Below are 21,749 nucleotides of genomic sequence, written 5' to 3'. Positions count from 1 at the left end.
CTGGGAGGATTTTGCAGATGAGTGTCAGAGCTTGACAGGATTCCGGGTGGAAAGCTGAAACGGCAGGGAGGCATCTTTTCTGGAAGTCAGCCACTTATGGCGATATTGAGAGGGAGTCATGCCGGTATGGCGCTGAAACATCTTGGTGAAGTAGGAGGCATCGTGAAATCCCACGGCCCAGCACACATCGATGACCGAAGCACTGTTGTTCCGCAGCAGCTCAATCGCCTTTTCGATGCGGCGTCGCAGGATGTATTCCTGGAAGGTAATGCCATACACCCGCTTGAACGCGCGGCTCAACTGGTAGCTGTTGGTTCCGCACAGTTCAGCAATATTGGCCTGCATTAATTTATCCGCGAGGTGCTGGTCAATGTAGGCTGAGGCCGCATCTACCGACTTGTCTTCACCCCGGTGCTTCTGGAACCGGGCATCATCAGGCAGGGGGTGTGTCTGTTGGATCGTCGTGCGTGGGTCTCGGTTGGAGGACTCAGCCAGAAGCTGGTTGAGCCGGTCAAGGGACGCAGTAACGGAGCTATCAATAACCGGTTTGACAAAATAATCCCATATTCTGGTTCGCAAAGCCCAGACCGCCAGGGCTTCGGAATGCTGTTCCGTGAACATCAGCATCGGCACCGAGGTAAACTGCTGCTTGGCTTCGCTCAGCATGGAAAGGCTGGCGATATCCGGAAAATCGAAATCAAAGCAGGTAATCACCCGGCCGATGGGCGCCTGATTGGCATAGACCCTGCCCAGATCATCCTGTCTGGTCACGTAAACAAGCGGATAATGCTTTTCAATCACCCTAACAATCGCTGGATCCGATCCATACTGGGTGGCATCTACCAGCACAACGGTCGTTTTTTCCATCTCAACAGCCCCTTCTTACATCTGACTTTAGGGTCGTCAGCTCCTTCTGGATATGCCGAGGGGGAGAGCAACATGTCATTTTTTTAATATTTGAACCCGTGTTCATTAGTAGGCAATGAATCCATACATGTCAAATCTCAAAACATGTAGAAACCGAATTTAAAAGGCTTCGAGCATAGAAAAGGGCCGCTCCGGAGAGCAGCCCTTTTCTATTCTGGCTTGGCGGGTTACCTAGCGTTCTAACTCATATTCTTGCGCATAAAGTTCTGGATCTCCCCCACAATACCGGAGCGGAAGGCCATGACCGTCAGCACGAAGATGGCGCCAAGAATGGGATCGACCCAGTCGCCCAGCGGCCCTTGTGAAAGCTGGTACTCCAGGGTCACCACGAAGCCAGCGCCTACCACCGGCCCCAGAAGGGTGCCAGTGCCGCCCAGCAGGGTCATGAGGATGACCTCGCCGGACATGTGCCAGTGGGCATCGTTCAGGGAGGCCAGCTGGAACACTACGGTTTTCACCGAGCCAGCCAGGCCGGCAAGACCTGCGGAAAGCACGAACGCCAGCAGTTTGTAGCGATCCACATTGTAGCCCAGGGATACCGCCCTTGGTTCGTTCTGCTTGATCGCCTTGAGCACCTGGCCGAACGGTGATCCGACGATGCGCTGTACCAGCAGGTAACCGGCCAGAAACACGGCCAGCACAAAGTAGTACATGGCGTTGTTGTCATTCAGGTCTACCAGGCCAAACAAGTAACCGCGGGGAACGCCGTGCATACCATCCTCGCCCCCGGTGAAGGGGGCCTGCACGAAGAAGAAATAGACCAGCTGCGCCAGGGCCAGGGTAATCATCGCGAAGTAGATGCCCTGCCGACGTATGGCCACAAGACCAAACACCAGGCCAAGCAACAATGACGCCGCTGTGCCCACGACAATGCCCATTTCCGTGGTCAGCGCGGGGAAGCTCGATAGCAGGTAGCCGGTCGTGTAGGAGCCGGCCGCCAGGAACGCTGCGTGCCCGAAAGACAACAGGCCGGTATATCCAAGCAGAAGGTTCAATGCGACCGCAAACAGGGCGAAGCACAGGATTTTCATCAGGAACACCGGGTACAGGACCGCCGGTGCCAGCAGCAGCAGTACCAGCAACACCAGGTTGAGGATCTGCTTCTTGCGTTGTTCTGATTTCTGTTGTTTGACAATACTTTCCTGAATATCAGTCTGGGTAGTTGTGGTCGCCATGATTACGCCTCCTTACCGAACAGGCCCGATGGCCGAATCAAAAGAACTACCACCATCACCAGGAAAATCACGGCTGCCGACCCTTCCGGGTAGAACACTTTGGTAAACCCTTCTACAACCCCCATCATCAGGCCGGTAATCACGGCACCGGCAATGGAGCCCATGCCGCCGATCACCACTACGGCGAACACCACAATGAGTATGTTGGAACCCATCACCGGAGATACCGAGTAGATAGGCGCCGCGAGGGCACCGGCAAAGGCGGCCAGCATAACGCCGAAGCCATAGGTCAGGCTGATCAGCAGTGGCACGTTGATGCCGAATCCCTGCATCAGTTGGGAATCTTCCGTGCCGGCCCGCAGGTAGGAGCCAAGCCGGGTTTTTTCAATCATGAACCAGGTACCGAAACACACCAGCAGGGCCGCCACGATAACCCAGGCACGATAGTAGGGAAGGAACATGAACCCGAGGTTCATGCCACCCCTGAACACTTCCGGCATGGAGTAACGCAGGCCGGAAACGCCGTAAATATTGGTCAGCACACCCTGGAGAATAAGGGCAATACCGAAAGTCAGAAGCAGGCTGTAAATATGGTCCTGGCCGGCAATGCGCCGCAACAGGAAATACTCCAGCACAATACCAAAGCAACCAACTATCACCGGCGCCAGAAACAGGGCAACCCAGTAGTTGACCCCGAAGGCATCAAACAGGAGTACTGTGCACATGGCGCCGAGCATGTACATGGCGCCATGGGCAAAATTGATGATTTTCAGCAGGCCGAATATGACCGCCAGCCCCAGACTCAACAGGGCGTAAAAGGAACCATTGATAATCCCGAGCATTAACTGGCCAGACAGCACAGCCACGGGGACTCCCAGAATCTCGGTCATGTTACAAACTCCAAAAGCAGCGCAACTTACAACTTACAGAGGCGAAGTGCGTTTCTGCAGGTCAGTGGCCGCCCCACAGGAACTGCGTGCGGGACGGCCCAGTCGGTCAGAACATCAGTTTTGAGTTACGAGCTTGCACTTACTCTCGGACAGCGGACGATAAGCCTCATCCCCCGGAATGGTCCGCACGATCTCGTACAGGTCCCATTCGTTCTTGGATTCCTCAGGTGTCTTCACTTCCGCCAGGTACATGTCGTGCACCATGCGGCCGTCCTCACGGATGATGCCGTTCTTGGCAAACATGTCGTTGATGGGTGTATCCATCATCTGCTTGCGTACGGTCTGGGAATCGTCGGATCCGGTGGCCTTGACAGCGTTCAGATACTGGATGGTGCTGGAGTAGATACCTGCATGGACCATGGTCGGGCGAACGCCGGTTTCGTCCATGAAGCGGTCAGACCATTCACGGGTTTCGTCATTCATATCCCAGTACCAGCCGGTAGTCAGCTGGATACCCTGAGCACTCTGGGCGCCCAGTGCATGCACGTCAGTCAGGAACAGCAACAGGGCTGCAAGGGTCTGGCCGGATTGGGTCAGGCCGAATTCACCGGCGGTGGTGATGGCATTGGTGGTGTCTGCACCGGCGTTAGCCAGGGCAACCACATCAGCACCGGATGACTGCGCCTGCAGGATAAAAGACGAGAAGTCGGATGTCGGGAACGGATGACGAACAGTCTGGATGACTTCGCCGCCGTTTTCTTCCACCACGCGGGTTACGTCACCTTCCAGGGCATGGCCGAAGGCGTAATCAGCGGTCAGGATAAACCAGGTTTTGCCACCTTCTTTCACCACAGCGCTCGCCGTACCGTTGGCCAGCGGATAGGTGTCATACACATAATGGATGTGGTTGGGCGTACAGTGCTCGTTGGTGATGCTGGAAGCAGCAGAGCCGGAAACGATACCCAGCTTGTTGTTTTCTTCCAGGATGTTGCTCACGGCGATGGTGACCGAGGATGCAACCAGGCCTGCCACCAGGTCCACGTCTTCGTTCTCAACCCAGCGGCGAACCGTGCTTGAAGACGAGTCCGGGCTGTTGCGGTCATCGGCACTGACAACCTCAATTTTTGCGCCGTTCACACTGCCACCAAAATCGGCAATGGCCATTTCAAGTGCTTTCAGGCCATTGGGGCCGGCCAGGTCACGGTAGGTACCGGACATATCGGCCAGGTAGCCGATCTTTACAGTGTTATCGGATATCTCAGCCTGGGCACCGCCCACAAGAAGGGCTGAGGCAACCGCTGAGGTCAGAAGCTTTTTGGTAATTGTCATTGTTGTTTCTCCGCTACTGTCTTTGCGTTGGTTTTCGGGATTCTTTCTTGTTGCTTTTGTTGCACTCTCGAACCCGGACATTAAACGCCCAGGTATCTATCCAGCATCGACTGCTTGCTTTCAAGCTCGTCGGCGCTGATCTCCTCCACAATCTGGCCGTGTTCCATCACGTAATGACGGTCCGCCAGGGGTGCGGCGAAATGAAAATTCTGTTCTACCAGGACAATCGTCAGACCCTTCTCCTTGAGATGAATCAGCACCTCGCCCAACTTCTCGACGATGACCGGGGCCAGGCCCTCGGTAATCTCATCAAGCAGCAGCATGTTGGCGCCGGTTCTCAGTATCCGGGCCATCGCCAGCATCTGCTGTTCTCCACCAGAGAGCTTGGAACCCTGGCTGGTGCGGCGCTCGTAAAGGTTCGGGAACATGGAGAAGATTTCTTCCAGCCCCATACCGCCGCTTCTTACTACCGGAGGGAGTGTCAGGTTCTCCATGACATTAAGCCCGGAAAAAATGCCCCGGTGTTCGGGGCAATACCCGACTCCCAACCTTGCTATGTGGTGAGGCGCACAGGACATGGTCTCCTCACCGTTGATCATGATGGAGCCGGTGCGCCGGCCCACCATATTCATGATGGCTTTCAGGGTTGTACTGCGGCCGGCACCGTTACGGCCCAGCAGGGTCACCAGCTCGCCACGCTTAACCTCCAGATCAATGCCATGGAGGATGTGAGACTCGCCATAAAACGCGTGAAGCCCGGAGATGCGTAGCTGTTCGTATTCTTTGTGGGGGGTCGGGCTCATTCCGCTGTCTCCTGCTTCTTGGTCGCGGTACCACCCATGTACACCTCACGGACCCGGGGATCGTCGGACACGTCCTGGTAATCGCCTTCGGTCAGCACCGAGCCCTGGGCCAGCACGGTGACCCGGTCACAGAGTTTGCTGACCACCCCCAGGTTGTGCTCTACCATCAGCACCGTGCGGCCCTGGGCGGCCTTGCGCACCAGTTCCACCACCTGCTCCACGTCTTCGCTACCCATGCCCTGGGTGGGCTCGTCCAGCAGCATCAGCTCCGGCTCCATAGCCAGCGTCGTCGCCAGCTCAAGCGCACGCTTGCGGCCATAGGCCAGCTCTACAGTGGTGGTGTTGGCAAATTCGGTCAGGCCCACGCTGTCCAGCAGTTCCATGCAGCGGTCATTGAGTTTGTTCAGGGACTCGCCGGATTTCCAGAACCGGAAGGAGTTGCCTTCGAAGCTCTGCAGAGCCACACGAATGTTTTCCAGTGCGGTCATGTGGGGGAACACGGCGGAAATCTGGAAGGAACGCACCACACCCTCGCGGGCAATGGCAGCGGACTTCATGGACGTGATATCCATCCCCTTGAACAGGATCTTGCCGCGGGTAGGAATAAGGAACTTGGTGAGGAGATTGAATACGGTGGTCTTGCCCGCACCGTTGGGTCCGATAAGCGCATGGATGTGGCCACGCTGCACCTTCAGGTTGACGTCATTGACCGCGACAAAGCCCTTGAACTCTTTGACGAGGTTTTGGGTCTCCAGAACGAACGGGTCACTCATGAGCCATTCTACCTTTTGTTATTGTTGTGCATTTATACTAACTACAGAGTAGATTGACGTCTACGTAAACGTCAACCGTAAATCGCACTTTTTTGGCCAATCTCTATGCGCAAAAAGTCGCATATCAGCGACAGCACCCGGTCGGGCTGCTGCAAATGCGGTGAGTGACCGGTTTCGGGCATGAAAACCGGTGTTGCCCCGCTTCCAATGCCCTCCACGATGCGGGTCACCTGCTCGGGAACCCCATATTCGTCGTCCTCCCCCTGAATGATCATAGCCGGGCATTGGATGGCGTCCAGCCAGGGCCCAAACTTCAGTGATTGTTGAAAGCCCTCATCCAGCCACACCTCCTGCCAGGCGTTGAAGAGCGAATCCGTGCGTTCGCCATGGTGGCGCATCAGTTTTTCGCGAATGCCCTCTTCCCTATAACGCCGCCCCATGTCGCGAATGCCCGCCAGGGTCAGGTGATCCGCCCAGGTATGGGCGGCCATGGTGATCAACCCTTTTACTCTTGTGCCCAGCTCTGCCGCCGCAATCAGGGCTATGGAACCACCGTCGCTGTGACCCACCAGAATGACCTTGTCGATTTCCAGCGCATCCAGCAGCCGGGGCAGCCACACGGTGCCTTCCTGCTCCAGGTAGTCGTAGGGGCGTGGCAATGGCTCGTCACTGGAGGCGCCATAGCCCTGGCGCTCATAGACCAGCGCGTCCAGGCCTGTGGCCTCCGCGAGCCGGCGGGGGAACTGTTTCCACAGGGCGATATTGCCCAGGGATTCGTGCAGGAAAACCAGTACCGGTCCGGAGCCTTTTCCGTGGCTCAGCCGCTGCACCTGAACCCTGGCCCCATCCCCCAGCGGGACAGAGATGTCACTGACATTCATGCCATCACCGCTTGGCCGGAATGGCATAGGTGATGGTGGCATGGGCCACCGGGTCTTCCAGGCCATCCGAGTAGATATAAACCTCGCCGACGCCGCTGGCCTTGCCAATTCTCAGCATCCTGGCCTGCGCCCTAATCGGGCTGTGGGACACCGGCTTGCGCAGGAAATTGATATTCAGGTTGCTGGTCACTGCCAACGGCACCAGGCCGATCTTCCCCAGCAGCGCGGCGTAAAGGGCGACGTCTGCCAGCCCCATCATCGCAGGGCCGGCAACGGTGCCACCGGGGCGCAGGTGCTCGTCATCCACATCCAGCTTCATTTCGGCCCAGCCGTCACCCAGCTTCTCCAGGCTGCCGTAACGGGCACCCTGGGGAAACTGGTCGGCGAGGAAGGCCTGCAGTTCCTCGAAGGTAACAATCATCCGTGCTTCTCTTCTTTCGCCTGGTTACGCAGAACGAAGCGCTGGATCTTGCCACTGGGGGTTTTCGGCAGCTCATCCACGAATTCGATTTCCCGCGGGTAGGCGTGAGCAGACAGGCGGTGGCGCACCAGCTCCTGCAGCTCATCCTTCAGGGCGTCTTCGTTCTCCGGCTCCTGATCGCCTTTGATGACCACATAGGCCTTGATGATTGAGCCGCGCTTTTCATCGGGCTTGGCCACCACACCGGATTCGGCAACGGCCTTGTGCTCCAGCAGGGTGCTTTCCACATCTGCCGGGCCGACGCGGTAACCCGCGGTGGTGATGATGTCATCGTCGCGGCCGCTGAAGGAGAAGCAGCCGCCACCGTGATTCACCACCATATCGCCGGTGAGGTAATAGCCGTTCACAAACGGGTCTTTCTCGCCCCAGGTGTAGCCATCGAAGTGGAACAGCGGGGAGGCTTTCACATCGACCGCCAACTGGCCGATTTCGCCCTCGCCCACTTCCTGGTTTTTCTCGTTCAGCGCAACGACTTTGTGGCCGGGCGAGGAGTAGCCCATGGAACCCGGGCGCACCGGGTGCTCAAGGCCATGGAAGTTGCAACAGGTCATGCCGGTTTCAGTCTGGCCGTAGTGGTCTTTGACCGGGCAGAAGTGGCGCCGCTCGATCCAGTTCACCACTTCCGGGTTCAGCGGTTCGCCGGCACTGCTGGCCACCCTCAGACCGAGGTTTTCACCCTCCGGCAGCACATGGTCATTGGCCTTCAGCAGCCGGTAGGCGGTGGGTGCCGCCGCCAGGTTGGTAATTTTGTACTTGCGGATCATGTCGTAGGTGGTTTCCGGGGTAAAAGCACCCGGATTGAAGTGGGTCGCGTGCCCCATCAGCAGCGGACCAATCACCGCGTAATAAAGGCCGTAAGCCCAGCCCGGATCAGCCACGTTCCAGAACACGTCATCGTCCCGCAAATCGATGGCGTACTTCATGTACACATAGAACGCCAAAAGCGCCTTGGCCGGCACCGCCACACCCTTGGACTTGCCCACGGTGCCCGAGGTGAACATCTGCAGGAACGGATCACTGCCCTTGATCAGTACTGGCTCAAACTCCGCTGACTGGTCTGCCAGAGTCTTGTCAAAGTCCGGGATGTCACCACTCACTTCGGCGGCGTTGACACATACCACCGGCGCACAGTCCTTCACTTCAATCAGTTTGGGGTAGTTGACGGGATCAGTGACCACCAGCTTTGTGCTGGCCCGCTCGAAGCGGTATTCAATAGCACCGGGGCCGAAGGCGGTGAACAAAGGCTGGTAGACAGCGCCGGCTCTCAGGGTGCCAGCGATGACGATGAGCAGCTCCGGGCTGCGGGGCAACAGGGCAGCAACCCGGTCGCCTTTGCCAATGCCCCGGGACGTCAGGTAATTCGCAAACCGGGCGGATTGTTCTTTCAGCTCGGCAAAGGTGAGCTTGCCGGAGCCGCCGTCCGCTTTTTCGTAATACAGGGCAACCCGCTGGGGGTCGTCCGCCCACTTGTCACAGATCTCCGTGCAGACGTTCAGGCCCGCATCAAGGCTACCCTCCAGTACCTCGGCTTCAAGGCTGGCGGGATCGAAATTGTCATAGACTGATTGGTATTCCGGGAGGCTCATAGTCCAGTCCTTTTATTGTTGTGGACGATTTCTGTTCTCAATGTTTAGCACAGGCTATAGTTTACGTAAAGGTAAACATTAAGCTGAAAATAAACGCCTTCAGAACCTGACAGCATGGGCGAAAACCCCGTTCCTCAGATTCCGAAGGCGCTGCCTACTCAGCTTTGCCCGCGGTAATAGAATTTCTGGATACTGGAGAAGTCCAGCCCACCGTTACCCTCACCGGCATGCAGCTCAAACAGGTTGCGGGCCAGCGAACCCATGGGAATGGGCGCGTGATTCTTGACGGCGTTGTCGAAGGCCAGGCCCAGATCCTTGTTCATCAGGTCAACCAGGAAACCACCTTCGTAATTGCGTGAAGCCGGTACGCCTTCCATCACACCCGGCCAGGGATTGTAGACGTTCAACGCCCAGTTGCCGCCAGAGCTCTGCTTCATGATTTCCGAGAGCACGGCGGGGTCCAGCCCGTTCTTTACGCCCAGGGCCAGGGCCTCGCTGGTGCCGCTCATCAGGATGGCCAGCAGCATGTTGTTGCAGATCTTGGCAATCTGGCCGGCGCCGTGAGGGCCGGCATGAAAGATGTTCTTGGCCATGCCATCAAGAATGGGCCTGGCACGCTCGAAGGCATCTGCCTCGCCACCGCAGATAAACGTCAAAGTGCCGGCTTTGGCACCACCGACACCACCGGACACCGGTGCGTCCATAAAGGTAATGCCAGCGGCAACGGCCGCTTCGGCCACGCCCTTTGCGGTTTCCGGCGCAATGGTCGACGAGTCGATCACCAGCGTGCTGGACGGCAGGATTTTCAGCAGGCCATTGTCACCCAGGTAAACCGATTCCACATGCTGGCCGGCTGGCAGCATGGAAATCACCACCTCCGCGCCTTCCACCGCTTCCTGGATGGTCGCCGCGGATTTCGCGCCTTCGCTGGTGAGTGCCTTGACCGCCTCTGAGGACAGATCAAACACCGTCAGGTTGTGGCCTGCCTTGACGAGATTGGAGGCCATGGGCCCGCCCATGTTGCCAAGACCGATAAACGTGATAGTCGCCATATTATTGTTCTCCGTTTTTGATCAGGTTTGGTCTGTTCGGTGTTAGTCAGGACTCCATAAAGAACCGATCGATCCACTCAGGGTCCACGCTTTCCAGTGTGGGGAAATGCCAGCGTGGCTTGAGATCCTTGTCGATCAGCAGTGCCCGTACGCCTTCTGCAAATTCCCCCATTTTCAGGCTGCGTTTTGATATCCGAAGCTCCTTGTCGAAAACCTGGGACAGGCTGTCATGCAAGGTGTTGTGATAGTGCTGCCAGGTCAGTGTCATGGAAGCCGGTGACGCCGCCGCAACGGTCTTGACCGCCTTGATCAGCCACGGGTCTTCGCCGGCGTACTGGCCCAGGTTATCCACCACTTCCATTAATGAATCGCCATCGGTAAGCGCCTGGATCACATCAAAGTGCTCGCGCACCACGGACTGCGGCATTGCCTCGCGGGAGCCTGCCTCGAACCGGCGCAATACCTTACTGACAGCACCATGGGCTTCGTCGCCAAAGTCGGACTGTTGCAGAGCCTGCTTGACCTCGTCGCGCATGTCATGGCGAATAAAACGGTCTGCAAGCCCGGTGAAGATGGCATCTGCCCCGTTCATACGTGCGCCGGTCAGCCCCAGGAACAACCCGGTGCGCCCCGGCATTTTATTCAGGAACCAGCCTGCGCCCACATCCGGATACAGGCCAATGCTCACTTCCGGCATTGCCACGCGGGTATGTTCTGTTACCACCCGGTGAGAGCCGCCTGACATCAGGCCCAGGCCACCGCCAATGACAAGGCCGTTACCCCAGACGATAAACGGCTTGGGGTAGGTGTGTATCTGGTAGTCCAGTTCGTACTCGTCGGTAAAGAACGTATCCCCTTCACTGGCGGAACGACTGTCGGACCGGGGTTCGGTCATATCCCGGTACAGCGCCACAATGTCGCCACCGGCACACAGGGCCTTGTCGCCCTCGCCTTCCAGCCAGACAGCGCCGATGGCGTCGTCCGCGGCCCATTGGTCCAGCCTGGGCTTCAGCAGATGGATCATTTCCAGCGACAGTGCGTTCATGGAACGAGGTGTGTTCAGCCGCGCAACACCGATGCGTTTGCCGCCGGCAGCTTCCAGTTCTTCAAAAATGACTGCTTGATTGCTCATACCATTAACTCAGTAGTCCGGCCCGGTTTATCAGTGCTTCTTATCGGTTTTTCCATTCAGGCTTGCGCTTTTCAAGGAACGCATTCACTCCTTCACGCTGGTCTTCGGTGCGGAACAGATCCACAAACAATTCCCGCTCCATGCGCCAGCCGTCGTCGTGGCTGCGGCCATCGCGGGCGCTCATCACCAGGGTTTTGCAGCGGGCGACAGACGAGGGGCTCTGTTTGCTGGCCATGTGTGCCAGTTCCAGAGCCTTGTCCAGAGCGGCGCCAGCTGGCACCACTTCTTCCACCAGGCCAATGCTCAGCGCCTTGTCGGCTTTGATGCGTTCGCCGCAGAGAATCATTCTCTTAGCCCAGCCTTCACCCACCAGCCAGGGCAGGTTCTGGGTGCCACCGGCACAGGGCAGCAGCCCCACGGTGGCTTCCGGCAGGGCCATCTGGGCGTGTTCTTCGGCGATGCGGATATCGCAGGCCATGGCACACTCCAGGCCACCGCCCATGGCATAACCGTTGACTGCCGCGATGGACACACCACGGAAACGGCTCAGGGCACTGAAGGCCCGGCCGAAGGCCTTGCCCATCAAGTCGGCATTGGCAATATCACCGTCGGCAAAGCTCTTGAGATCCGCGCCGGCCGAGAAAAACTTCTCGCCCTGGCCGGTGACCACCAATGCAAAGATATTGAGGTCTTCGTTCAGCGCTTCGATGGTCTCTTCCAGCGCCTTCAGGGAGTCCAGCGTCCAGGTATTGGCCGGTGGATTGTTGATAGTGATAATCGCGGTGTGGTCGCGTTTTTCCAGCTGAATCAGTTCGCTCATGAGAGATTCCTTGTTATTGGATGGCCTCGGCCACGCCGGGCTCAAGTAGCCGGCGGGCCACGATCAGCCGCATGATTTCGTTGGTGCCTTCCAGGATCTGGTGCACCCGCAGGTCACGCACATAACGCTCCAGCGGGTATTCCCGGATATAGCCGTACCCACCATGAAGCTGAAGCGCCTCGTTGCAGACATCAAAGCAGGCATCGGTGGCAAAGCGTTTGGCCATGGCGCAATGGAGGGTGGCTTCATTGTCGCCCTGATCCAGCCGGTAGGCAGCCAGACGGACCATCTGCCGGGCTGCGACCAGGTTGGTGGCCATGTCCGCCAGCTTGAACTGCAGCGCCTGGAAGCCCGCCAGGGCCTGGCCGAACTGCTCACGCTCGTGCATGTAATTACGGGCGCGCAGCAAGGCTGCATGGGCGCCACCGATAGAGCAGGTGGCAATGTTCAGGCGGCCGCCGTCCAGCCCTTTCATGGCGATCATGAAGCCCTGGCCTTCCTCGCCGAGCCGGTTGTTGGCCGGCACACGGACGTTCTCGAACGTAATCTGGCGGGTGGGCTGGCTGTTCCAGCCCATCTTTTCCTCAGCCTTGCCGTAGTGGATACCGTCACTGTCGGCAGGCACCACGAAGGCACTGATGCCCTTGGGGCCACTGTCCGGCGCGCCGGTGCGGGCCATGACTACCAGCATCTGGGTGGCGCCGGCGCCGGAGATGAACACCTTGCTGCCGTTGAGCAGATAGCTGTCGCCGTCCCGGGTGGCTTTGGTGCGCAGGTTACCGGCATCGGAGCCGGCACCCGGTTCGGTCAGGCAGTAGGAGCCCAGCCATTCACCGCTGGCCATTCTCGGCGCGATCTGTTTCTGGATGTCGGCGTTACCGAACTGAGCCACCATCCAGGTGGCCATATTGTGAATGGTGATGTAGGCGGCGGTGGAAGGGCAGGCAGCCGCCAGCTCTTCCACGATGACGCTGGTATCCAGCCGTGACAGCCCCATGCCGCCCTGGGCTTCCGGGGTGTAGATACCACAGAAGCCCATTTCACCCGCTTCGCGGATCACCTCTACCGGAAACACATGGTCCGCATCCCATTTCGCCGCGTGGGGCGCCATGGCCTTTTCCGCGAAGGCCCTGGCGGCCTCGCGGAAGGCCAGCTGATCTTCCGTCAGATCAAAGTTCATGGGTTCTCCTTACCGCATGCGGATGGAGAAATTGGTTTCCGCAACTGCGTCGCTGTTGAACCAACGGGCAGTAATGGTCTTGGTCTCGGTGTAGAACTTCACCGCCTGCTTGCCGTAAGCATGCTGGTCACCGTAGAAGGAACCCTTCCAGCCGGTGAAGGAGAAGAACGGCAGGGGCACCGGAATGGGTACGTTGATGCCTACCTGACCCACTTCGATTTCATGCTGGTAGCGGCGTGCCGCACCACCGGAGTTGGTAAAGATGGAGGTGCCGTTACCGTAGGGGCTGTCATTCACGAGGGCGATGGCATCCGCCAGGGTATCCACTTCCATGCAGCACAGCACCGGGCCGAAGATTTCTTCCTTGTAGATATCCATGTCTGTCTTGACGCCCGAGAACAGCGTGGGGCCAACCCAGTTGCCATCCGGCAAGCCGTCGACGGTGCAGTTACGGCCGTCCAGCAGCAGATTGGCGCCTTCCTGCTCACCGCGGGTAATCAGTGACTCCACCCGCTCTTTTGCTTTCTGGCTGATGATCGGCCCGTAGCTGGCAGACTTGTCGTTCCAGGCGCCCGGCTTGGCTGCGGCCAGGGCTTCCTTCACTTCCGGGATCCATTCCTGGGCCTCGCCCACAAACACTGCCACGGAAATGGCCATGCAACGCTGGCCGGCAGCACCAACCGATGCGCCTACCAGGGCCCTGACCACCTGATCCTTGTCCGCATCCGGCAGCACAACCATGTGGTTCTTGGCGCCGGCGAAGCTCTGCACACGCTTCATGTTGCGGGTACCGGTTTCGTAGATGTAACGACCAACCGGCACGGAACCGACGAAGGAGACTGCCTTGATGGCCGGGTCGGTCAGCAGTACATCCACCTGTTCCTTGCCGCCGTGAACCACCTGCAATACACCCTTGGGTGCGCCGGCCTGTTCAAACAGCTCCGCCAGCTTCATCGGGGTCAGCGGGTCCTGCTCCGACGGCTTGAGGATAAAGGTGTTCCCGCAGGCGATGGCCATGGGGAACATCCACAGCGGAATCATCGCCGGGAAGTTGAACGGGGTGATACCGGCACAGACACCCAGGGGCTGGGTGTAGGAGTAGGTGTCAACTTCGCGGGCCACGTTCTCGACGGTTTCGCCCATCATCAGCGATGGCACGTTGGCCGCATGCTCCACAACCTCGATACCACGCCATACGTCGCCCTTGGCGTCCTCGAAGGTTTTGCCGGTTTCACTGGAGAGAATCTCGGCAATTTCGTCGTGGTGTTCTTTCAGCAGTGCCTGGTAGCGCATCATTACCCGGGCGCGTTCGGAAACCGGGGTTTCTTTCCAGGCCTTGAACACTTCACCGGCGTTGTCGATGGCGCGTCGCATTTCGTCAGCTGTGGTGCAGGGCGCGCGCGCAATCACTTCGTTGGTGGCTGGATCGGTGACGTCAATCCACTGGTCGGTCTGGCTCTCTACGAGCTCACCGGCGATATAAAGGGGTACGTTTTTCATAGCGATGTTCCCTGTCATTGTTGTAGGTATTGGGGTCTTTACCCTCTGGTTGTCATCGATCCTAGCACAGCCCGCTGTCGCTTCATGATTGACTAAGTTTCGACCATGATGGATTATCTTTAGATACATCAGGAATGCAGCCAACGAATATGACCAGAACCTCCCAATGGCCCGTGCCGCCAGACAGTATCCGTTATGTCATCCCGGACCCGGTTATACGTAGCCTGTCGCGGCACCCCCTGACCCGTGACCTGTACCCGCTGGCTTTTGGCCACTACCGCCGCGCCGCAGGCCATCACATGCACCGGGAACACCATAACGACGATCTTTTGATCCACTGCACGGAGGGCGAGGCCTACCTCAATGTCGAAGACGAACCCTGCGTGGTCCGGGCCGGCGACCTGGTACTGATTCCTGCAGGAGCTGCCCACCGATATACCGCCGCGCCGGAGAACCCATGGACAATCCATTGGGTGCACTACGCCGGCCCGCTGGCGGAAAATTTCCGTCAGCATATGGGGTTTACCGATGACATCCGCATCCAGCATATCGGGCGGCAGCCGAGGTTGCTGGTGGATTTCAATGGTTTGTTATCAGTGAGGCAAACCGGCTTCCGTACCCCCGGCCTCGTCCACGTGGCCAACCGCTTGCGGCAATTACTGGCAGCGGTTCCCCTGAGCGTTGGCGAGGCCAGTCACACCCAGCAGCCGGACCTGGACATCATCCACAACTTCATGCGGGAACACCTGGACGAACGCATTACCCTCGGCCAGCTAGCGGACCTTTCCGGCCTCTCGCCCGCCCATTTCGCCACCCGCTACCGGGCCCTGACCGGAGTGTCCCCCATCCAGCATTTCCTGCACCTGAAAGTAGAGCAGGCCTGCCAGATGCTGGACACCACGGACCATTCCTTCACCCAGATCAGCAATATGCTGGGGTACGACGACAACTATTATTTCTCCCGCCTGTTCAAGAAAGTCATGGGCCAGTCTCCGACAGACTACCGCCACACCCACCGCCATTGAGCTGCTTTTCCGACGAGCTTGTTGCCGTTATCGGGCTCGGTGCATACTGGAAGCCACCGTTACCAGGCCCCATAACAATAAACTCAGGAGATCCCTGTGACCCGCCCACCCGTGTACACCGAAACCAATGGTGCAGTTATTACCATTGTCATAGACCGTCCCGAAAAACGTAACGCCGTTGACCGCGAAACCGCCAATGCCCTGCGCCAGGCTTTCACCGATTTCGAAAAGAACGATGAGCTGAAAGTGGCGGTTCTTTGGGGCGAAGGCGGCAACTTCTGCGCCGGCGCCGACCTGGAAGCCGTCGGCGACCCAGAACGGCGCAACGACATTGAGGCCACAGGGACAGCATCCGGCCCCATGGGCCCGTCCCGCATGGAACTGTCGAAGCCCGTCATTGCAGCGGTGGCCGGATATGCGGTTGCCGGCGGCCTGGAACTGGCGCTTATGTGCGACCTGAGAGTGGCGGAGAAAACCGCAACGTTCGGGGTATTCTGCCGCCGCTGGGGTGTACCACTGATTGATGGCGGGACGGTGCGCCTGCCCAGGATCATCGGCCACGGTAATGCGATGGACATGATCCTGACGGGGCGGCCGGTCAACGCCGATGAAGCCAAGACCATGGGGTTGGCGAACCGGATAGTAGCCGATGGCCAGGCCCGACCCGCCGCAGAAGCCCTGGCGGCAGACATTGCCGGCTTTCCCCAGAAGTGTTTGCGCGCCGATCGGCAGTCGGCTATTCACCAATGGGATATGAAACTGTCCGACGCCCTGGCTGCAGAAGGCGCCGGGGGCTATCCTGTGGTATTCGAAGAAGCTATCGAAGGTGCCGGCCGCTTTGCCGGCGGTGCCGGACGCCACGGAGCTTTCAATAAACCCAACAACCACAACAAACCCAGCGAGCCTTCATGAGACTGGTCTGCATATCGGATACCCACAGCATGCACCGTCAGGTTCAGGTGCCGGACGGCGACATCCTGATCCACGCCGGTGACTGCCTGGGGGTGGGCACCCTTGAGGAACTGGAAGACCTGGACAACTGGTTTGCCGAACAGCCCCACCGCCACAAGATCCTGATTGCCGGCAACCACGACTGGTGCCTGCAGGATGAGCCGGCAGAGGCCGAAGCACTGATCAGTAACGCGATTTACCTGCGGGATACTGGTACTGAAATTGAGGGCCTGAAGTTCTGGGGCAGTCCGTGGACGCCGGTGTTCTTCGACTGGGCCTTCAACCTTTCGCGCGGCCCGGTCATCGCGGAGCGATGGGAACAGATTCCCGCCGATACCGATATCCTGATCACCCACGGCCCACCGGCGGGCATTCTCGACCAGGTGATCACAGCCACCCACTCCCAGTCCGTGGGCTGCGACGACCTGACACAGGAACTGGAGCGGCTACGGTTGAAAATGCACGTGTTCGGACACATTCACGAAAGCCATGGTCAACTCAACCTGAATGACTGCCGGTTCGTTAATGCCAGCACCTGCGACGGCAGTTTCAAACCGCTGAATCCGCCAATCGTCGTGGACCTGTGAGGGTTCCGGTTCAGCGGTCCGCAACTACCCGCTCAACCGCACTGCGAAGTTCAGGGGCGTCCGGTTTAACGCGACTGGGAAACGCCTCCACAACCTCGCCCCGGGCATTCAGCACATACTTGTGAAAGTTCCAGCGGGGCTGACTGCTCTGGCTGTTGATGGCCCGGAATACCGGATTGGCTTCGCTTCCGGTCACCACCGAGGGCGCAATCATGGTGAAACTGACGCCAAAATTAACAAAGCAGACCTTGGCAGCCTCTTCCTCGGTCGCCGCCTCCTGGCGGAAATCATCACTGGCAAAGCCAACGACCACCAGGCCCTTGTCGCTGTACTCCTTATGCAGTGCTTCGAGCCCCTCAAACTGCCCGGTGTAGCCGCAGCGGCTGGCGGTATTGACCACCAGCATGGGTTTACCGGCGGCGATGTCGCACAGGTTGACGGAATCCGACGAGTGCAGCTTTCTCAGGTCATGATTGAGGAAGGCCGGACACTCAGCGGCCATCACCGACGCTGAAGACAAGATGAAAATCACGGCAATCAGGGCTCGCATATCGGCTTCTCCATAGGGCATCATCAGTGATCATTCTATGCTTACGCTCTGGCCAGCAAAACAGTTTCTATGACGCCCGTATCAACCCCACATTCCTCCATTCCCGGCACCGCCGACCTGGACAATCCGCTGTACTATCTCGAAAACTTCGAGACGGTCGTACGCTGGGTGCGCCGGCACCACAGTGATTTGCTGACCGCAGAGGAAACCGGGCACATAGACAGCCTGCTGACGCTGAACCAGCCGGAGCGGGCACTGGTGGCGCGGCTGGTGATGCGCACTGGTGAACTGTTCCGGGTGGAAAAGCTTAACTACCCCGAGTTTGGCGTTCCGGTGGCTGACGCTGCCAGCGGATTGTCGCGCAGCGGCTGGATTGATGACGCCCCGGACATCCCCCTGACTGAGGTCTTTCGCCTGTTCACCCTTGCTGAACTTCGCCCTGCCCTGGCGGACCGGATCTCAGCGACTGGCTTGCCGGCCGCTGCCGCCAAGGGACTGCTGAAAGACACACTGATCCCTCTGCATCCAGATCCCGCTCCCGTGGAACACTGGCTGCCAAACCTGCCCACTCGGGTAATCCGACTGAACCACATGGCCCTGTTTGATCGCCTGAGGCTGATGTTCTTCGGCAATCTGCGCCAGAGCTGGTCCGATTTCGTGCTGGTGGAACTGGGTCATCAACAATACGAACAGGTCCCCCTCTCTGCTGAATCCCGCGCCTTTGACGAACGCGACGATGTGGATCGCTACCTGGTCATGCATCACTGCCGCGAACGCCTGGACAACGGCGAATCACCGGAAACCGTATGGCAGGAGGTGCCGGCCGCCTCCGACAATGCCTGGCTGGAAAGTCGGCGTGGCCGCTTATTGTTTGAACTGGGCAAGCTGGCAGAACGTGGCCGGAACACAGAGCTGGCACTGGCCGCCTATGAGCAAAGCGGCCACCGTGAGGCCCGCCTGCGGCAATTACGCCTGCTGGAACGGCTGAAGCGATACCGCGAAGCCTGGCAGCTAATCATAGCCGCCGGTGAGGAGCCAAGGTTTGGCGCGGAAGAACGAGGGCTTGAACGCATCCAGTCACGCCTGGCCAAAAAACTGGGTAAAACCCCGCCTCCGCCATCCGCACGCCCGGCGCTGACGGCCTTTACCCTGGAGCTGGACAATCCGGAGGGCCACTCGGTGGAATGGGTGGCTATGGAACACCTGTCCCAGCCGGAAGCGCCGGTTGCCTACGTGGAAAACACCTTGATCAACGGCCTGTTTGGCCTGCTGTGCTGGCCGGCCCTGTTCGCCCCTGTTCCCGGCGCCTTCTTCCATCCCTTCCACACCGGTCCGGTGGATCTGTATCGGGATGATTTTGTGGAGCGCCGGCAAGCACTGTTTGACGACTGCCTGGACGCCCTGGCCACCGACGATTATAAATCCCGGATCCGTAACACCTGGCGGCAGAAGCAGGGCGCTGCTTCGCCCTTCGTGATCTGGCCGGCGCTCTCTGAGGACCTGTTAAACCTGGCGCTGGAATGCATCCCCACCCACCACCTGGAGCTGATGTTCCGGCGCCTGCTGGACAACCTGCGGGAACACCGCAGCGGTTTTCCCGACCTGATCCGCTTTCAACCCGGTCATTCCGATCCGAACCGGCGCTATGAGATGATCGAAGTAAAAGGCCCCGGTGATCGTCTGCAGGATCACCAGACCCGCTGGCTGGAGTTCTGTGTTGGCCAGGATATTCCGGTGTCCGTCTGCTACGTCCGCTGGGCCAGGATTGCCGAATGAGCGAACTCAAGGTGGCGGTGCGCACTCTCTGCGAGTTCGCCGCCCGCAAGGGTGACCTGGACTTGCGCTACACGCCGGCACCCACGTCGGAAGAAGGCATTGCCGGCCATGGCGCCGTGCAGGCACGTCGCGGGCCAAGGTATCAAAGCGAGGTTGCACTGGCCGGCCAGTGCGGCAAGCTGATGGTCAGTGGGCGGGCCGATGGGTACGACCCGATCGCCGGCCGGCTGGAAGAAATCAAGACCCACCGTGGCGACCTGTCCCGGGTGCGGGAGGCCCAGCGCAACCTGCACCGGGCGCAGCTGAGGGTTTACGGGGCGCTGCTGTGCCGTCAGGAAACGCTGAAAACGATCGATCTGGCGCTGATCTACTACGATGTGGGCAAGGACAAAGAGACGCCCATCACCGAAACCGCCAGCGCCGACGAACTCTGGCAGGAACTGGAACAACTCTGTGCCATCTACAGCGGCTGGGCGGAACAGGAGGCCAGTCACCGGCAGGAAAGGGACGGCGCGCTGGCACGGCTGACATTTCCCTTCCCTGACTTCCGCCCCCAGCAACGCGCCCTGGCGGAAACCGTTTACAAGAGCACCCTTCGCCACCGAACGTTGCTGCTGGAAGCCCCCACCGGTCTCGGCAAGACTCTGGGCACTCTGTTCCCGGCCCTTATGGCAATGCCTGCGGCCAAACAGGACAGGCTGTTCTACCTCACCAGCCGCAACACCGCTCGCCACCTGGCGGTGGATGCCGTTCATCTTTTACGGGAGAAGCAACCGGGCGCGCTGCCCTTGCGAACCCTGGAACTGGTCGCCAAGGACCACGCCTGCGAACACCCGGACAAGGCCTGCCACGGCGACGCCTGCCCGCTGGCCAAGGGCTTCTTCGACCGGCTTCCAGAGGCTCGGGCAGACGCCGCCAATCACACCGGCGCCCTGACCCAGCCGGTACTGGCTGACATCGCCAGCCAGCACGGCATCTGCCCCTACTTCCTGGCCCAGGAAATGGCCCGCTGGTGTGATGTCGTCGTTGCCGATGTTAACCGGATGTTCGACCAGTCCGCCCTGCTCCACGCGCTGGTCCGACAGAATGACTGGAAAGCTAGCCTGCTGATCGACGAGGCTCACAACCTGGTGGACCGGGCCAGGGGCATGTACTCGGTGGAACTGAGCCAGACCCGCTTGCTGCGGATTCGGCGGCAGGCACCCAAGGCACTGAAGCCCAGCCTGGACGGCGTGTCCCGGGCCTGGCAATCGGTGATCCGCGATCATGCCCCGGATATCAGCCGTGAACCGGTGATTCTGGATAACCTGCCCGGCTCATTGACCGGCGCGCTGAACCGCCTGGTTTCCGCCATTACCGACTACCTGGCCGACCATCCGCCGGATCTGGCGCTTCAGGAGCTGATGTTCGAAAGCCTGGCCTTTACCAAACTGGCGGAGGTCTTCGGCGACCACTCCCTGTGCGAACTGGTCAGGCCCGGTCGTGGCAAGGCGCAGCTGGCTATCCGTAACCTCATCCCGGCGGACTTCCTCAAGCCTCGCTTCGAGGCCGCTGACAGCACCCTGCTGTTCTCCGCCACCCTGTCACCCGGCATCTATTACCGTGACTTACTGGGCATGCCGGAAGACACCTGCTTTCAGTCGCTGCCCGGTCCGTTTTCTGCCGACCAGCTCAGCGTGCATTTCACCCCACGCATCAGCACCCGCCAGGCCCATCGCGAACGCTCACTGGTACCCATTGCCGAACTCATTGCCCGGCAATACCACGAGAGGCCCGGCAACTACCTGGCCTTTTTCAGCAGTTTTGCCTACCTCAACCGCGTACGCGATGCCCTGGCTGACCTGGCGCCTGACATCCCCCTGCGCGCCCAGCAACCGGGCATGTCCGGCGAGGAACGTACGGCATTCCTGGACGGTTTCCGAGAGGATAATTCCAGCGTTGCCTTTGCCGTACTCGGCGGCGTATTCAGCGAAGGCATCGACCTGCCCGGCGACCGCCTGATCGGCGCCTTTGTCGCCACCCTGGGCCTGCCACCGTTTGATGCCTGGCACGAGATCCTGCGCCAGCGACTGGAACAGCGCTTCGGCGCCGGCCAGGCCTACACCTACCTGATCCCCGGTCTGCAGAAAGTCGCCCAGGCCGCAGGCCGGGTAATCCGCACGCCAGAGGACCAGGGCGTGATCTGGCTCATCGACGACCGCTTTCTTCAGCCCGACATCCGTCAGCTGTTGCCGGGCTGGTGGATGTCGGACAGCAATACCGGCCACCCCCTATAGCGGCATACCCGCCGCTTTTTGTTATGCTGCGGGATAGTTCAAAACCGGAGCATTC

20 protein-coding genes are annotated in these 21,749 nt (G+C 59.3%); 5 read left to right on the top strand and 15 right to left on the bottom strand.

Annotated features, from left to right (window positions below):
• Nucleotides 1-24 precede the first annotated feature (24 nt).
• The 14 genes from FDP08_RS14620 to FDP08_RS14555 form a co-directional block, all read right to left on the bottom strand.
• Nucleotides 25-867 (bottom strand): helix-turn-helix domain-containing protein, encoded by an 843-nt coding sequence (locus tag FDP08_RS14620; protein WP_137436860.1) that lies wholly within the window; start codon nt 865-867, stop codon nt 25-27.
• Nucleotides 868-1,106: 239 nt separating this feature from the next.
• Entirely contained in the window at nt 1,107-2,102 is a 996-nt protein-coding gene (locus FDP08_RS14615) for a branched-chain amino acid ABC transporter permease (RefSeq protein WP_137436859.1), read from the bottom strand.
• A gap of 2 nt (nt 2,103-2,104) precedes the next feature.
• Entirely contained in the window at nt 2,105-2,992 is an 888-nt protein-coding gene (locus FDP08_RS14610; RefSeq protein ID WP_137436858.1) for a branched-chain amino acid ABC transporter permease, read from the bottom strand.
• A gap of 114 nt (nt 2,993-3,106) precedes the next feature.
• Nucleotides 3,107-4,321, bottom strand: coding sequence for an ABC transporter substrate-binding protein (locus tag FDP08_RS14605; RefSeq protein WP_137436857.1), 1,215 nt, complete (start codon nt 4,319-4,321; stop codon nt 3,107-3,109).
• A gap of 80 nt (nt 4,322-4,401) precedes the next feature.
• On the bottom strand, nt 4,402-5,124 hold the full coding sequence (locus FDP08_RS14600; RefSeq protein WP_137436856.1) for an ABC transporter ATP-binding protein: 723 nt from the start codon (nt 5,122-5,124) through the stop codon (nt 4,402-4,404).
• The gene (locus FDP08_RS14595) at nt 5,121-5,897 is read right to left on the bottom strand and encodes an ABC transporter ATP-binding protein (protein ID WP_137436855.1); all 777 of its coding nucleotides are present in this window, start codon (nt 5,895-5,897) and stop codon (nt 5,121-5,123) included. The genes FDP08_RS14600 and FDP08_RS14595 overlap by 4 nt, the downstream gene beginning before the upstream one ends.
• 71 nt (nt 5,898-5,968) lie before the next feature.
• Nucleotides 5,969-6,820 (bottom strand): alpha/beta fold hydrolase, encoded by an 852-nt coding sequence (locus tag FDP08_RS14590; protein WP_228263318.1) that lies wholly within the window; start codon nt 6,818-6,820, stop codon nt 5,969-5,971.
• Complete coding sequence (locus FDP08_RS14585; protein WP_137436854.1) at nt 6,783-7,199, bottom strand: PaaI family thioesterase; 417 nt, start codon at nt 7,197-7,199, stop codon at nt 6,783-6,785. The genes FDP08_RS14590 and FDP08_RS14585 overlap by 38 nt, the downstream gene beginning before the upstream one ends.
• Nucleotides 7,196-8,845 carry an AMP-binding protein gene (locus FDP08_RS14580; protein WP_137436853.1) on the bottom strand — a complete coding sequence of 550 codons (1,650 nt, stop codon included), beginning with the start codon at nt 8,843-8,845 and terminating at the stop codon, nt 7,196-7,198. The genes FDP08_RS14585 and FDP08_RS14580 overlap by 4 nt, the downstream gene beginning before the upstream one ends.
• 158 nt (nt 8,846-9,003) lie before the next feature.
• A complete protein-coding gene (gene mmsB, locus FDP08_RS14575) occupies nt 9,004-9,897 on the bottom strand; it encodes a 3-hydroxyisobutyrate dehydrogenase (protein ID WP_137436852.1) in 894 nt (297 codons plus the stop codon).
• Nucleotides 9,898-9,943: 46 nt separating this feature from the next.
• Nucleotides 9,944-11,029 carry an enoyl-CoA hydratase/isomerase family protein gene (locus FDP08_RS14570; protein ID WP_137436851.1) on the bottom strand — a complete coding sequence of 362 codons (1,086 nt, stop codon included), beginning with the start codon at nt 11,027-11,029 and terminating at the stop codon, nt 9,944-9,946.
• A gap of 40 nt (nt 11,030-11,069) precedes the next feature.
• Nucleotides 11,070-11,849, bottom strand: a complete 780-nt coding sequence (locus tag FDP08_RS14565; RefSeq protein WP_137436850.1) for an enoyl-CoA hydratase — start codon at nt 11,847-11,849, stop codon at nt 11,070-11,072.
• 13 nt (nt 11,850-11,862) lie between these two features.
• Nucleotides 11,863-13,029 carry an acyl-CoA dehydrogenase family protein gene (locus FDP08_RS14560; RefSeq protein WP_137436849.1) on the bottom strand — a complete coding sequence of 389 codons (1,167 nt, stop codon included), beginning with the start codon at nt 13,027-13,029 and terminating at the stop codon, nt 11,863-11,865.
• 9 nt (nt 13,030-13,038) lie between these two features.
• On the bottom strand, nt 13,039-14,529 hold the full coding sequence (locus FDP08_RS14555; protein ID WP_137436848.1) for a CoA-acylating methylmalonate-semialdehyde dehydrogenase: 1,491 nt from the start codon (nt 14,527-14,529) through the stop codon (nt 13,039-13,041).
• 149 nt (nt 14,530-14,678) lie between these two features.
• Between FDP08_RS14555 and FDP08_RS14550 the strand changes: the two genes are divergently transcribed.
• From FDP08_RS14550 to FDP08_RS14540, 3 genes are all read left to right on the top strand, one after another.
• A complete protein-coding gene (locus tag FDP08_RS14550; RefSeq protein ID WP_137436847.1) occupies nt 14,679-15,554 on the top strand; it encodes an AraC family transcriptional regulator in 876 nt (291 codons plus the stop codon).
• Between the two features lie 96 nt (nt 15,555-15,650).
• The gene (locus FDP08_RS14545; protein ID WP_137436846.1) at nt 15,651-16,466 is read left to right on the top strand and encodes a crotonase/enoyl-CoA hydratase family protein; all 816 of its coding nucleotides are present in this window, start codon (nt 15,651-15,653) and stop codon (nt 16,464-16,466) included.
• Complete coding sequence (locus tag FDP08_RS14540; protein WP_137436845.1) at nt 16,463-17,092, top strand: metallophosphatase domain-containing protein; 630 nt, start codon at nt 16,463-16,465, stop codon at nt 17,090-17,092. The genes FDP08_RS14545 and FDP08_RS14540 overlap by 4 nt, the downstream gene beginning before the upstream one ends.
• A gap of 10 nt (nt 17,093-17,102) precedes the next feature.
• Here FDP08_RS14540 and FDP08_RS14535 read toward each other — a convergent pair whose 3' ends face one another.
• The gene (locus FDP08_RS14535) at nt 17,103-17,642 is read right to left on the bottom strand and encodes a glutathione peroxidase (RefSeq protein WP_228263317.1); all 540 of its coding nucleotides are present in this window, start codon (nt 17,640-17,642) and stop codon (nt 17,103-17,105) included.
• Between the two features lie 69 nt (nt 17,643-17,711).
• Here FDP08_RS14535 and FDP08_RS14530 point away from each other — a divergent pair, with 69 nt between their 5' ends.
• Both FDP08_RS14530 and FDP08_RS14525 read left to right on the top strand, forming a co-directional pair.
• Nucleotides 17,712-19,418 (top strand): VRR-NUC domain-containing protein, encoded by a 1,707-nt coding sequence (locus FDP08_RS14530; protein ID WP_137436843.1) that lies wholly within the window; start codon nt 17,712-17,714, stop codon nt 19,416-19,418.
• Nucleotides 19,415-21,694 (top strand): ATP-dependent DNA helicase, encoded by a 2,280-nt coding sequence (locus tag FDP08_RS14525; protein ID WP_137436842.1) that lies wholly within the window; start codon nt 19,415-19,417, stop codon nt 21,692-21,694. The genes FDP08_RS14530 and FDP08_RS14525 overlap by 4 nt, the downstream gene beginning before the upstream one ends.
• The last annotated feature ends 55 nt before the right edge of the window (nt 21,695-21,749 follow it).

This window comes from Marinobacter panjinensis, assembly GCF_005298175.1.
GTDB lineage: Bacteria > Pseudomonadota > Gammaproteobacteria > Pseudomonadales > Oleiphilaceae > Marinobacter > Marinobacter panjinensis.
Note: the sequence above shows the minus strand (reverse complement) of the source record. Positions and strands in the feature narration are given on the sequence as shown.

Bases quoted from the DNA above. Each gene is read 5' to 3' on its own strand.
- FDP08_RS14620 (WP_137436860.1), bottom strand. From the start codon at position 867: ATGGAAAAAACGACCGTTGTGCTGGTAGATGCCACCCAGTATGGATCG.
- FDP08_RS14615 (WP_137436859.1), bottom strand. From the start codon at position 2,102: ATGGCGACCACAACTACCCAGACTGATATTCAGGAAAGTATTGTCAAA.
- FDP08_RS14610 (WP_137436858.1), bottom strand. From the start codon at position 2,992: ATGACCGAGATTCTGGGAGTCCCCGTGGCTGTGCTGTCTGGCCAGTTA.
- FDP08_RS14605 (WP_137436857.1), bottom strand. From the start codon at position 4,321: ATGACAATTACCAAAAAGCTTCTGACCTCAGCGGTTGCCTCAGCCCTT.
- FDP08_RS14600 (WP_137436856.1), bottom strand. From the start codon at position 5,124: ATGAGCCCGACCCCCCACAAAGAATACGAACAGCTACGCATCTCCGGG.
- FDP08_RS14595 (WP_137436855.1), bottom strand. From the start codon at position 5,897: ATGAGTGACCCGTTCGTTCTGGAGACCCAAAACCTCGTCAAAGAGTTC.
- FDP08_RS14590 (WP_228263318.1), bottom strand. From the start codon at position 6,820: ATGCCACCATCACCTATGCCATTCCGGCCAAGCGGTGATGGCATGAAT.
- FDP08_RS14585 (WP_137436854.1), bottom strand. From the start codon at position 7,199: ATGATTGTTACCTTCGAGGAACTGCAGGCCTTCCTCGCCGACCAGTTT.
- FDP08_RS14580 (WP_137436853.1), bottom strand. From the start codon at position 8,845: ATGAGCCTCCCGGAATACCAATCAGTCTATGACAATTTCGATCCCGCC.
- mmsB (WP_137436852.1), bottom strand. From the start codon at position 9,897: ATGGCGACTATCACGTTTATCGGTCTTGGCAACATGGGCGGGCCCATG.
- FDP08_RS14570 (WP_137436851.1), bottom strand. From the start codon at position 11,029: ATGAGCAATCAAGCAGTCATTTTTGAAGAACTGGAAGCTGCCGGCGGC.
- FDP08_RS14565 (WP_137436850.1), bottom strand. From the start codon at position 11,849: ATGAGCGAACTGATTCAGCTGGAAAAACGCGACCACACCGCGATTATC.
- FDP08_RS14560 (WP_137436849.1), bottom strand. From the start codon at position 13,029: ATGAACTTTGATCTGACGGAAGATCAGCTGGCCTTCCGCGAGGCCGCC.
- FDP08_RS14555 (WP_137436848.1), bottom strand. From the start codon at position 14,529: ATGAAAAACGTACCCCTTTATATCGCCGGTGAGCTCGTAGAGAGCCAG.
- FDP08_RS14550 (WP_137436847.1), top strand. From the start codon at position 14,679: ATGACCAGAACCTCCCAATGGCCCGTGCCGCCAGACAGTATCCGTTAT.
- FDP08_RS14540 (WP_137436845.1), top strand. From the start codon at position 16,463: ATGAGACTGGTCTGCATATCGGATACCCACAGCATGCACCGTCAGGTT.
- FDP08_RS14535 (WP_228263317.1), bottom strand. From the start codon at position 17,642: ATGCGAGCCCTGATTGCCGTGATTTTCATCTTGTCTTCAGCGTCGGTG.
- FDP08_RS14530 (WP_137436843.1), top strand. From the start codon at position 17,712: ATGACGCCCGTATCAACCCCACATTCCTCCATTCCCGGCACCGCCGAC.
- FDP08_RS14525 (WP_137436842.1), top strand. From the start codon at position 19,415: ATGAGCGAACTCAAGGTGGCGGTGCGCACTCTCTGCGAGTTCGCCGCC.